General features: G+C 56.6%; 8 protein-coding genes and 3 rRNA genes. 5 read left to right on the forward strand and 6 right to left on the reverse strand.

The genetic code is table 11. The features are described 5' to 3' along the window. The first annotated feature begins 71 nt into the window (after window positions 1-71). Together P8T11_RS11990 and P8T11_RS11995 are read left to right on the forward strand one after the other, a co-directional pair. On the forward strand, window positions 72-344 hold the full coding sequence (locus tag P8T11_RS11990; protein WP_268081736.1) for a GNAT family N-acetyltransferase: 273 nt from the start codon (window positions 72-74) through the stop codon (window positions 342-344). A gap of 19 nt (window positions 345-363) precedes the next feature. After that, on the forward strand, window positions 364-765 hold the full coding sequence (locus P8T11_RS11995) for a YchJ family protein (RefSeq protein WP_268081735.1): 402 nt from the start codon (window positions 364-366) through the stop codon (window positions 763-765). Between the two features lie 13 nt (window positions 766-778). Here the strand turns inward: P8T11_RS11995 and P8T11_RS12000 are convergent, their stop codons facing one another. Beyond that, the gene (locus P8T11_RS12000) at window positions 779-1,651 is read right to left on the reverse strand and encodes a LysR substrate-binding domain-containing protein (RefSeq protein WP_268081734.1); all 873 of its coding nucleotides are present in this window, start codon (window positions 1,649-1,651) and stop codon (window positions 779-781) included. Window positions 1,652-1,772: 121 nt separating this feature from the next. Here P8T11_RS12000 and P8T11_RS12005 point away from each other — a divergent pair, with 121 nt between their 5' ends. After that, window positions 1,773-2,486: a haloacid dehalogenase type II gene (locus P8T11_RS12005; protein ID WP_268081733.1), complete on the forward strand. Its 714-nt coding sequence runs from the start codon at window positions 1,773-1,775 to the stop codon at window positions 2,484-2,486. 70 nt (window positions 2,487-2,556) lie between these two features. Beyond that, window positions 2,557-3,297: an aldolase gene (locus P8T11_RS12010; protein ID WP_268081732.1), complete on the forward strand. Its 741-nt coding sequence runs from the start codon at window positions 2,557-2,559 to the stop codon at window positions 3,295-3,297. Between the two features lie 172 nt (window positions 3,298-3,469). On the opposite strand, the gene rrf is transcribed toward P8T11_RS12010, so the two are convergent. From rrf to P8T11_RS12030, 4 genes are all read right to left on the reverse strand, one after another. Beyond that, window positions 3,470-3,582 (reverse strand): 5S ribosomal RNA (rrf, locus tag P8T11_RS12015). A gap of 202 nt (window positions 3,583-3,784) precedes the next feature. Continuing rightward, a 23S ribosomal RNA gene (locus P8T11_RS12020) occupies window positions 3,785-6,669 on the reverse strand. Window positions 6,670-7,012: 343 nt separating this feature from the next. Continuing rightward, window positions 7,013-8,543, reverse strand: a 16S ribosomal RNA gene (locus tag P8T11_RS12025). The 16S, 23S and 5S rRNA genes sit together here, the layout of an rRNA operon. Before the next feature lie 1,097 nt (window positions 8,544-9,640). After that, complete coding sequence (locus P8T11_RS12030) at window positions 9,641-9,901, reverse strand: isoleucyl-tRNA synthetase (RefSeq protein WP_268081731.1); 261 nt, start codon at window positions 9,899-9,901, stop codon at window positions 9,641-9,643. Between the two features lie 129 nt (window positions 9,902-10,030). Between P8T11_RS12030 and P8T11_RS12035 the strand changes: the two genes are divergently transcribed. Next, window positions 10,031-10,963, forward strand: a complete 933-nt coding sequence (locus P8T11_RS12035) for a LysR substrate-binding domain-containing protein (protein WP_268081730.1) — start codon at window positions 10,031-10,033, stop codon at window positions 10,961-10,963. A gap of 7 nt (window positions 10,964-10,970) precedes the next feature. Here P8T11_RS12035 and P8T11_RS12040 read toward each other — a convergent pair whose 3' ends face one another. Further along, window positions 10,971-12,488: an acetyl-CoA hydrolase/transferase family protein gene (locus P8T11_RS12040; protein ID WP_268081729.1), complete on the reverse strand. Its 1,518-nt coding sequence runs from the start codon at window positions 12,486-12,488 to the stop codon at window positions 10,971-10,973. Window positions 12,489-12,655: the final 167 nt, after the last annotated feature.

The following is a 12,655-nucleotide window of genomic DNA, read 5'->3' on the forward strand; positions in this document are numbered from 1 at the left end:
AGACACCCCTGGGATTAATCTATCCACTTGCACACCGGACCACGTCCCGGCACATCCAAGGAGCCCTTCGAATGACCGTTGTCACCCAAGACCCCGGACAATCGCGTTTCACCGCCACCGTCGATGGCGTGCTGTGCGTACTGGATTACCAGTTGCAAGGCAACACGATGATCATTGTTCATACCGGCGTCCCCAGCCCGGTCGGCGGGCGCGGCATTGCCGCCGAATTGACCAAATTCGCGCTTGATACCGCTCGCGCCCAGGGTTGGAAAGTGCGCCCGGTGTGCTCGTATGCCGAGGTCTACATGCGCCGCCATCCTGAATACAACGACCTTCGCGCCTGATCCCAACCACCAGCACACCGTGACAAAGAAATCCGTATCTTCGATCGCGCCCTGCCCCTGCGGCGGCGCGGCCTATTCCCGTTGCTGCGGCCGCTGGCATGAAGGCCCGCTCGCCATGCAGGCGCCCACCGCCGAAGCGCTCATGCGGTCGCGCTACAGCGCTTTCGTGCTCGACAAGTTGCCCTATCTTTTGGCCAGTTGGCATCCCACGACCCGGCCAGCAACGCTGGAACCCAATCCGCCCGACTTGAAATGGCTTGGGCTGTCCATCAAACATGCGCGCGATCAGGACGTCGACCATGCCACCGTGGAATTCGTCGCGCGCAGCCGCCAGGCGGGGCGCGCGCATCGCCTGCACGAAGTCAGCCGCTTCGTTCGCGAGGGTGGGCAGTGGTATTACGTAGATGGCGACCTGAACTGAAGGCCGGCTGCCTTCATACGGCTATCGGACTCTGCGTATCGGCCTCCACGGCCTGAGTCACCGCCGCCACCAATTGCCGCTCAAGATCACCAGGCGCGCGCTGATTGCTGACGATCGCCAGCTCGGTCGGGGGTACCGCCGCGTACCCATCTTCGGCACCCAGCACATCGTGCGACGCCAACGTGGCAAACACCGGCAACAGGCTCACGCCGAGTCCTGCAGCCACCGCCGCCTGCACCCCAGCCAGGCTATGGCTGTGATACGCGGCATGCCAGGATCGGCCCGCGCTTTCCAAGGCATAGATCATGCGCTTTCGATAGATGCATCCGTGAGGAAACATCACCAGCGGTACAGACGCGACGCCCTTCAAGTGCTCTTTGCAACCCACCCAGGCCAAGCGCTCCGGCCAGGCAGCAAGACACGGGCCGTCCCCCGGCTCGCGCTTGATCAACGCCACATCCAGATCGCCGGCGTTCAACCGCTCGCGCAACTCGGCGCTCATGCCGCTGGCCGTTTCCAGCCGTACCTCGGGATGGCTGGCCGCGAATCCTGCCAACAGGACCGTCAACCGGACCACGTCGAAGTCCTCCGGAATGCCCAAACGCAATACACGGGCTGCGCGCGGAGCCGTCAGCGCCAGTTCCGCCTCGTCCGCAATAGCCAGCAGGCGGCGGGCGTAGGCCAACATCAACTCGCCGTCCTCGGTCGCCACCACATTGCTGCCCGCGCGATCTCGCAGCAATAGCGTCTTGCCCACGGTCTGCTCAAGCTTGCGCACTTGCTGGCTCACCGTGGACTGCGTGCGATGCACGCGGCTGGCGGCTCGCGTAAAACTGCCTTCGTCGGCAACGCACACCAACGTCTTTAAGAGTTCCAGATCAAGCATGGGCGGTTTGATATTTGACTATCAACTGAGTGGAGTTCAATTATTAATTTTACGACTTTGCTGTGCCGGTTCTAAGCTGATTGTTCAGCCCCGCCGGCTCACTCTCGATAAGGACACCGCAATGCCGCTGAACCAACTCCCTCGCCCGCAATGGCTTACCTTTGACTGCTATGGCACGCTCATCCAATGGGATGAAGGTCTGCACGCAGCAGCTACCCACATCCTGGCCTCCAATCCGCAAAATCGGCCATTGCCCACGCCAGTTGAATTTCTGCATGTCTACGACCAGCACGAGCATCGCCTGGAGCGCACGCCGCCTCATCGCAACTTTGCCGATATCTCTCGCGAAGCGTTGCGCTTGACCATGCAGGATCTCGGCTTGGCATACCGGCCGGAAGACGCCGACATGCTGATAAACAGTATCTCGGCCATGCCTCCTTTCCCCGAAGTCGTGGACACTTTATCCTCGCTGAAACAGGCGGGTTTCCAGTTGTGCATCATCTCGAATACCGACGACCAGATTATTGCGGGCAACGTCGCACAGCTCGGCGGGCATATCGACCGCGTCATCACGGCCGAACAGGCCGGTGCCTATAAGCCGTCCCGAAAGATCTTCTCGCACGCCTACGACAGCTTGGACGTAACCCCTGCCGAAGTCGTGCATATTTGCGCGAGTCCGCATCTGGACCATGCCGCGGCGCGCGATATCGGCTTTCGATGTGTATGGATCGATCGCGGCACAGGACGCCAATGCTTGCCGGACTATCGCCCGGACGCTACCGTACCGACATTGGACCGCGTACTCGATCTCTTCCGCACCGCTGGCTGGCTATGACAGCCGATCCTGGCCCGTTGCAATCAGTACAGGTCGCCCCTTCCACTTGCCCATAAACCTGAAGGTAGACATGAATTCCGACCCCCAATTTGCCAACGCTCTTTTTCACGCGGAACCCGTGGCGGCGCTTCGCGCAGATTTGGCACTTGCACTACGCGCCGCGGCCGCCCATGGTTTGGGAGAAGGGGTCTGCAACCATTTCAGCGTGGCGCTACCTGGCGACCCGGATCATTTCCTGCTGAATCCGCGCGGTCTGATGTGGAATGAGGTCCAGGCTGATGACATCGTCTTGATCGACGCCCATGGCAACAAGCTTGCCGGCCGGCACGCTGTCGAGCCCACGGCCATGTTCATCCACGCCGCTATTCACCGTATCGCCGGCAAAGCCTGCGTCTTGCACACGCACATGCCCTACGCCACGGCATTAACGCTCACCAGCGATCGTGGCCTGGACACCACCCTGTCGCAGAACGCCATGCGCTTCCATGGCCGCCTGACCATCGACGAAAACTACAACGGTCTCGCGTTGGACGTCAGTGAAGGGGAACGCATTGCGCATGCAATGCAAGGCGCCGACATTGTTTTTCTGGGCAATCACGGAGTCGTGGTGTGCGGTGAGCGGCTGGACTACGCCTACGACGATCTCTTTTTCCTGGAACGAGCCTGTTCCGCGCAGGTGCTGGCACAGTCGACTGGCCGCCCGCTCAAGCCGGTAAATACCGATCTTGCTGCCAAAGTCGCAGCACAGATTCAAAGCGAGCGCCTGCAGTCAGAATTGTTCTTCCAGGCCCTGCGCCGCCAAATGCCCTAACGGGAAACACTCAGGCCTTGTCCGATTAGAAACAAAAACGCCTCGCGGTATCAGCCGCGAGGCGTTTTCAATTAATCAGTATCGCGAAGATCAAATCTTGGATCTCAAATCTAAACTCAAAACCCAAAAACAAAACCCCACAGGATCACCTGTGGGGTTTTGCGCAATAAAAGCCTGACGATGACCTACTTTCACAGACGTCCGTCCACTATCATCGGCGCGAAGGCGTTTCACTGTCCTGTTCGGGATGGGAAGGAGTGGTACCACCTTGCTATGGTCGTCAGGCGTAACGGGTTGAGCAGCTGCGGGTTAACGCAACGGCTCCAATCTTGGAAGAAACACAACGTGTGGGTGACCAGAGACTAGCTCGATGATCACGCACAGGGGGGATGTAATTGGTGTTGGCTGGCTGCCGACGGTGCAGCCAGATTTTGTATTGAACGACACTTGGAACGCTATACCACCAGGTCATAACCATCAGTGTTATAGGATCAAGCCTCACGAGCAATTAGTATCGGTTAGCTTAACGCATTACTGCGCTTCCACACCCGACCTATCAACGTCCTGGTCTCGAACGACTCTTTAGGGGGATCAAGTCCCCGGGATACCTAATCTTCAGACGAGTTTCCCGCTTAGATGCCTTCAGCGGTTATCTCTTCCGTACTTAGCTACCCGGCAATGCCATTGGCATGACAACCGGTACACCAGAGGTACGTCCACTCCGGTCCTCTCGTACTAGGAGCAGGCTCCGTCAAGTATCCAACGCCCACGGCAGATAGGGACCAAACTGTCTCACGACGTTTTAAACCCAGCTCACGTACCTCTTTAAATGGCGAACAGCCATACCCTTGGGACCGGCTACAGCCCCAGGATGAGATGAGCCGACATCGAGGTGCCAAACACCGCCGTCGATATGAACTCTTGGGCGGTATCAGCCTGTTATCCCCAGAGTACCTTTTATCCGTTGAGCGATGGCCCTTCCATTCAGAACCACCGGATCACTATGTCCTGCTTTCGCACCTGTTCGACTTGTCAGTCTCACAGTCAAGCACGCTTATGCCATTGCACTATCAGCACGATTTCCGACCGTACCTAGCGTACCTTCGAACTCCTCCGTTACACTTTGGGAGGAGACCGCCCCAGTCAAACTGCCCACCATGCACTGTCCCCGATCCGGATAACGGACCAAGGTTAGAACCGCAAACAAACCAGGGTGGTATTTCAAGGATGGCTCCACGTGATCTAGCGACCACGCTTCAAAGCCTCCCACCTATCCTACACAGGCCGGTTCACAGATCAATGCAAAGCTACAGTAAAGGTTCATGGGGTCTTTCCGTCTAGCCGCGGGTAGATTGCATCATCACAAACACTTCAACTTCGCTGAGTCTCAGGAGGAGACAGTGTGGCCATCGTTACGCCATTCGTGCAGGTCGGAACTTACCCGACAAGGAATTTCGCTACCTTAGGACCGTTATAGTTACGGCCGCCGTTTACCGGGGCTTCGATCAAGAGCTTGCACCCCATCACTTAACCTTCCGGCACCGGGCAGGCGTCACACCCTATACGTCGACTTTCGTCTTTGCAGAGTGCTGTGTTTTTAATAAACAGTCGCAGCCACCGATTCTCTGCGACCCCATCATGCTAAGCGCGCAGGCGCTTCACACTACCGGGGTATACCTTCTCCCGAAGTTACGGTATCAATTTGCCGAGTTCCTTCTCCTGAGTTCTCTCAAGCGCCTTGGAATATTCATCCCGTCCACCTGTGTCGGTTTGCGGTACGGTCTCGTACAGCTGAAGCTTAGAGGCTTTTCTTGGAACCACTTCCAATCACTTCGCAAGCAATGCTCGCTCGTGCCATACCCTTGATTTACGCGCCCGGATTTGCCTAAGCGCCATCTTCGATACAGCAACAGGGACATCCAACACCCTGATGATCTTCCGCGATCCGTCCCCCCATCGCACTGTACGACGGTACTGGAATATTAACCAGTTTCCCATCAGCTACGCATCTCTGCCTCGCCTTAGGGGCCGACTCACCCTGCGCCGATGAACGTTGCGCAGGAAACCTTGGACTTACGGCGAGGGGGCTTTTCACCCCCTTTATCGCTACTCATGTCAGCATTCGCACTTCTGATACCTCCAGCAGCCTTTACAAGCCACCTTCGCAGGCTTACAGAACGCTCTCCTACCGCGTGCACTAAAAGTGCACACCCGCAGCTTCGGTTTATCGCTTAGCCCCGTTACATCTTCCGCGCAGGACGACTCGATCAGTGAGCTATTACGCTTTCTTTAAAGGATGGCTGCTTCTAAGCCAACCTCCTGACTGTCTATGCCTTCCCACTTCGTTTCCCACTTAGCGATAATTCGGGACCTTAGCTGGCGGTCTGGGTTGTTTCCCTCTTGAGTCCGGACGTTAGCACCCGGTGCTCTGTCTCCCAAGCTGTACTTGCGGGTATTCGGAGTTTGCCATAGTTTGGTAAGTCGCCATGACCCCCTAGCTATAACAGTGCTCTACCCCCCGCAGTAATACTTGAGGCACTACCTAAATAGTTTTCGGAGAGAACCAGCTATTTCCAGATTTGTTTAGCCTTTCACCCCTATCCACAGCTCATCCCCTAATTTTTCAACATTAGTGGGTTCGGTCCTCCAGCACGTGTTACCGTGCCTTCAACCTGGCCATGGATAGATCATCTGGTTTCGGGTCTACACCCAGCGACTGAATCGCCCTATTCGGACTCGCTTTCGCTACGGCTTCCCTATTCGGTTAACCTTGCCACTGAATGTAAGTCGCTGACCCATTATACAAAAGGTACGCAGTCACCCCACAAGGAGGCTCCTACTGTTTGTATGCATACGGTTTCAGGATCTATTTCACTCCCCTTCCGGGGTTCTTTTCGCCTTTCCCTCACGGTACTGGTTCACTATCGGTCGATCACGAGTATTTAGCCTTGGAGGATGGTCCCCCCATCTTCAAACAGGATTTCACGTGTCCCGCCCTACTTGTCTTACGCTTAGTTCCACACACAAGATTTCATCTACAGGGCTATCACCTGCTACGGCCGGACTTTCCATTCCGTTCGACTATCTTGCGCGCTAAAACGTAAAGGCTCTTCCGATTTCGCTCGCCACTACTTTCGGAATCTCGGTTGATTTCTTTTCCTCGAGCTACTGAGATGTTTCAGTTCACCCGGTTCGCTTCCACTAGCCTATGTATTCAGCTAGGGATACTGCATTGCTGCAGTGGGTTTCCCCATTCGGACATCTACGGATCAAAGCTTGTTTGCCAGCTCCCCGTAGCTTTTCGCAGGCTACTACGTCCTTCATCGCCTGTGATCGCCAAGGCATCCACCATATGCACTTAGTCGCTTGATCCTATAACACTGTAGGCTATAGGACCTGAGTATTAGCGTTTGTGCCGTTCATAAGTTTCAAAGCAGTCTGAGGTTATTCACCCCAGTCTTGAGAACTTGGAACAAAATAATGCAATCACAACCCGTACTTATCTTCTTCGACTTGCGTCGAGTACTTAATAAGTACATTTCGTTGTGCTTCTTCCAGATTGTTAAAGAACGAATATAGCTGTTGAGTAAAACCCAACGCATAGCGCTGCAAGCAGCGCTATGCGTTAACTTCTACGCCGGGCCAATAACGATTGACCCCAGCTACAAAAAACAACCGATAAGAGTGGACGCTTAACACGAGCACTTAAGCTCTGAAAGGAGGTGATCCAGCCGCACCTTCCGATACGGCTACCTTGTTACGACTTCACCCCAGTCATGAATCCTACCGTGGTAATCGCCCCCCTTACGGTTAGGCTAACTACTTCTGGTAAAACCCACTCCCATGGTGTGACGGGCGGTGTGTACAAGACCCGGGAACGTATTCACCGCGACATGCTGATCCGCGATTACTAGCGATTCCGACTTCACGCAGTCGAGTTGCAGACTGCGATCCGGACTACGATCGGGTTTCTGGGATTGGCTCCCCCTCGCGGGTTGGCGACCCTCTGTCCCGACCATTGTATGACGTGTGAAGCCCTACCCATAAGGGCCATGAGGACTTGACGTCATCCCCACCTTCCTCCGGTTTGTCACCGGCAGTCTCATTAGAGTGCCCTTTCGTAGCAACTAATGACAAGGGTTGCGCTCGTTGCGGGACTTAACCCAACATCTCACGACACGAGCTGACGACAGCCATGCAGCACCTGTGTTCCGGTTCTCTTGCGAGCACTTCCAAATCTCTTCGGAATTCCAGACATGTCAAGGGTAGGTAAGGTTTTTCGCGTTGCATCGAATTAATCCACATCATCCACCGCTTGTGCGGGTCCCCGTCAATTCCTTTGAGTTTTAATCTTGCGACCGTACTCCCCAGGCGGTCAACTTCACGCGTTAGCTGCGCTACCAAGGCCCGAAGGCCCCAACAGCTAGTTGACATCGTTTAGGGCGTGGACTACCAGGGTATCTAATCCTGTTTGCTCCCCACGCTTTCGTGCATGAGCGTCAGTGTTATCCCAGGAGGCTGCCTTCGCCATCGGTGTTCCTCCGCATATCTACGCATTTCACTGCTACACGCGGAATTCCACCTCCCTCTGACACACTCTAGCTCGGTAGTTAAAAATGCAGTTCCAAAGTTAAGCTCTGGGATTTCACATCTTTCTTTCCGAACCGCCTGCGCACGCTTTACGCCCAGTAATTCCGATTAACGCTTGCACCCTACGTATTACCGCGGCTGCTGGCACGTAGTTAGCCGGTGCTTATTCTGCAGGTACCGTCAGTTTCACGGGGTATTAGCCCATGACGTTTCTTTCCTGCCAAAAGTGCTTTACAACCCGAAGGCCTTCATCGCACACGCGGGATGGCTGGATCAGGGTTTCCCCCATTGTCCAAAATTCCCCACTGCTGCCTCCCGTAGGAGTCTGGGCCGTGTCTCAGTCCCAGTGTGGCTGGTCGTCCTCTCAAACCAGCTACGGATCGTCGCCTTGGTGAGCCGTTACCCCACCAACTAGCTAATCCGATATCGGCCGCTCTAATAGTGCAAGGTCTTGCGATCCCCTGCTTTCCCCCGTAGGGCGTATGCGGTATTAGCTACGCTTTCGCGTAGTTATCCCCCGCTACTAGGCACGTTCCGATACATTACTCACCCGTTCGCCACTCGCCACCAGACCGAAGTCCGTGCTGCCGTTCGACTTGCATGTGTAAGGCATCCCGCTAGCGTTCAATCTGAGCCAGGATCAAACTCTTCAGTTTAATCTCTGTATTTGTTTCGTATTCTTGGTCCGAATAAATCCGAACCAGGTCATACGTCGCTACTCAAAGGAAGTGAGGTATGTTCTTAAACTTGACGTCTAAGGTACTTCACTTCTAGTGAGCACTTGATTTCATTGTGCTTGTGAAGCAAGCCAAGGTTTGACCCCAGACCTGAATCACAGTGCATCGCATCAAGCGCCCACACTTATCGGTTGTTTAATTGTTAAAGAGCGGTACTGCTAAATTCTGTACTACCAACTTCTTGCCACTCGCTGAACCCACCAGCTTCGCTGCGGCTTTCGCTTTGCGTCGCTTGCTGTTTTCAGCAGCAGAGAGGCGAGATTATGAAGAAGTTTTTATCGCTTGTCAAGTCAGCTTCGTTCGCTTTCGCGCCACCGCCCTCTTGCTTGCAACCTCTTCAGATCACCCTCTCTTAGCAGCTATCGAAACATCAGAACCCGTTCGGGTTAACCTGAGTTTTCGGCAACTACCAAGCCTGAAACTATAACACAACTTTTGCAGATTATGCAACCGGCTCTTGCCTAATTTGCACCCTATCTTGCAACCCCGCCGCTCGCTTGCGCTTCGCGTTGGCTCTGGAATCCAGAGGCTGGTTACTGAACCAGGTGGCTTGTAATCTTGATCCGGGTAAACCCTGAATCGCCATCACCAGCCAAGCCCAAGACTATAGCACGATTTTTGCAGATTGCGCAACTGGCTTTTGCCTGATTTGCCGCAATCCATGCAATAACCGCTTGGCTCCCGGCGTAGCTATTAACTTAACTACTTGCTGGCTGCTTTGCGGCAGGCTGGGTAGGTTTCCTTGCGGATTGCCTGCCGGACGGCCTGTTGTGCTTGCTTAGCTTCGCGGTTCAAAAACTGCCTGAACTGCGAAGGAGCGAGACTATAGCACAAGTTTTTGGCCTGTCATGGCCGCGAAGCAAAACTCTGGGCCAGGCCGCCTCAACCGCCCTCGTTCGCCCCTCTATGAGCCTCGTTCGCCCCGCCTATATATACAGGAGAGGCTCGTCATTAAAGCGCTGTCTATATATAGAGCGCTTAAGAAACCGAAGAAGGATCAGGGAACTGCGACACTTTTACCAGCGAAGGTAGTCGGCGTTGCGCATGCGCTCCAGGTCTCGCTGAAGCGTGCTTTCATGGACCAGCCACTCTGGCACGCCCATGTCTTTCATGATGTGCGGGTCCATATCAGCGGCGAGATTGCGCAGGCGAGACTGAAGCCGCCATTGGCAGAATGCCGCCCACAACAGGCTGACCAGTCCGACCGGGCTCTGGGCAGGCATGTTTTGGTGCTGGGCGGCTGGGAAGGAATAGATATTGGAAATTTGGGCCGACATGAGCGTCTCCTTTGTGACATTCGACGTTTTGGTAAGCGTAATCGCCCAAAGCCCGCCTGAAAATCCAATTGTTTTCGGCCTATTGGTCAGTTATGCTAACCGAACGTTTTTTGCTCTGGATCGCTCACCATGCGCTTGCCCTTGAATACCTTGCCCGCCTTTCGCGCGGTGGCCGAATTGCAGAATCTGCGCGCCGCCGCTGAGCGGCTGCACTTGACGCACAGCGCGGTCAGCCAGCAGATCAAGGGGCTGGAGGAACAGTTGGGTTTTCCACTGTTCGAGCGCAGCGGACGCGGCATAGTCTTGAACAGCGCTGGCGCGGCGTTGCTGTGCAGCGTGCAGAGCGCGCTGGCGCTGTTGGACGAGGGGGTCATGGCGGCGGCGGCGTCAGCCACGGGCAGTGAGCAACGGCTGCGGGTGTCGGTCTTGCCCTCGTTCGCGCAGCGTTGGTTGTTGCCCCGCATGGCGCGTTGGCGCGCGCGAAACCCGGGACTTTCGCTAGAGATAGAAACGTCTCAGCAAGTGGTCGATCTGGTGCGTGACGGCTTTCACGCCGCCTTGAGGTTTGGACGCGGGCCGTGGGCCGGGGTGGAGTCTGAGCCGCTATTCGACATGCCCTTGCCATTGATCGCTTTGGCGTCGCCGGAAACCGCAGCTTCGCTTGAAGACGATAGTGCCGAAACCCTGGCTCGCCAGCCGCTCTTGGGCGAACGGGAAATGTGGCAGCACTGGTTCAACGCGGCAGGATTGCGCACGCCCGTTACTCCGGTCGCCACGTTCAACGACGCGGGCATGATGTTGCAAGCCGCCGAGCAAGGACTGGGCATTACGCTGGGCCGCGAGCTGCTTGCTGCCGACGCTCTGTGTGCCGGGCGCCTGGTTCGGGTGTCGCCCATGAGCGTGCACTATGAGCAAGCGCAGACTTACCACCTGGTTTACCCGCCGAGCCTGCGGGACTGGGCGCCACTGGTTGCGCTGAAACAGTGGCTGCATGACGAGCTGGAGTTGTCGCGCTGCGCGCTCGTCACGCCGCAGCAGCAACAGCAACAGCCCGCCGACTAAAGCGCGCTCAGGCCGCCTTGCGGACCGTCGGCTTGGCCGGCAGCATGGAATCGGTCTCGTTGAAACGCTGATGCCAGGAGAACGCCTCTTCCAGAAGATGCGGCGTTTGCCCACCACGTTCGCAGGCGCGGTCGAAATAATCTTGCAAGGCGGCTCGGTAAGACGGATGCACGCAATGCTGGATGATGGCGCGCGCGCGCTCGCGGGGCGCCAGCCCGCGCAGGTCAGCCAGACCACATTCGGTGACCAGCACATCCACGTCGTGCTCGGTATGGTCCACATGGGACACCATCGGCACCACGCTGGAAATGTCGCCGTTTTTGGCCATGGACTTGGAAACGAAAATAGCCAGATGGGCGTTGCGCGCAAAATCGCCCGAGCCGCCGATGCCGTTCATCATGTGCGTGCCGCCAACATGCGTGGAATTCACGTTGCCGTAGATATCGAATTCCAACGCCGTATTGATCGCGATAACACCCAGGCGACGGACGACTTCCGGCGCGTTGCTGATTTCCTGCGGACGCAGCACGATGCGTTCGCGATAGTGCTCCATGTTGGCCAGGATCTTGTCGTACACCGGCTTGGATACGGTAATGGACGAGGCCGACGCGAACGCAAGCTTGCCTTGGTCCAGCAGTTCGATGGCGCTGTCTTGCAGCACTTCGGAATACATGGTCAGCGCATCGAAGTCTGACGATTCAAAACCATGCAGCACGGCGTTGGCGATGGTGCCAATGCCTGCCTGCAGCGGCAGCAGCGCATTGGTCAGGCGGCCGGCATCGACTTCGCCGCGCAAGAACGTGTTGATATGGCCGGCGATGGCGCTGGTTTCGTCGTCCGGCGGCAAGGCGTTGGACGGGCTGTCGGGCTCGTGCGTGATGACGATCGCCGCGATCTTGTCAGGGTTGACCTGAATGAAAGGCTGGCCGATACGCTGATCCACCGACGTCAGGCCGATGGGCTGGCGCGCCGGACGCTCGGCCGGCACATAGATGTCGTGCAGCCCTTCGATGGCGGCGGGCACGCCCACGTTCAGTTCGATGATGATCTTGTCGGCCTGTTGCGCGAAAGACGCCGAATTGCCCACCGACATCGTGGGCACAATCGCGCCGGTTTCCGTGATGGCGGCAGCTTCAATGATTGCCACGTTGATCGGTCCGATATGGCCGGCCCGCAATTGCTCCACCGTTTCAGACAGGTGCTGATCAATGAAAGCAATCTCGCCCTGGTTGATCTTGCGTCGCAACGTGGTGTCGACCTGGAACGGCATGCGGCGCGCCAACGCATTCGCCTGGGCCAGCATCTTGTCGGTATCGTGGCCCAGCGACGCGCCGGTGATCAGCGTGATCGACAGCGGCTCGCGTTCCGCGCGACTGGCCAATGCCGCCGGCACGGATTTACAGTCGCCCGCGCGGGTGAATCCGCTCATGCCGACGGTCATGCCGTCCTGAATCAACAATGCCGCCTGGTCGGCGGAAGTGATCTTGGCGAGCAGGCCAGAATGGCGAATACGGTCAAGGTGCATGGAGTCTCCAGATTTAAAGGCCAACGGCTTGCGGCCGGGCGTGGCGATACCGCGCTAGCGCCCGGACACCGTCTGACGCGGCGTTTCCCGATATCCCGCCGCAGACGCATTACGCCCGCGCCGGAAGAATTTTCCGCAGTATAGAAACGCGCGCTTGAATCTCGTAA

Origin of the sequence: Achromobacter spanius, from assembly GCF_029637605.1 — a bacterium.
GTDB lineage: Bacteria > Pseudomonadota > Gammaproteobacteria > Burkholderiales > Burkholderiaceae_B > Achromobacter > Achromobacter spanius_E.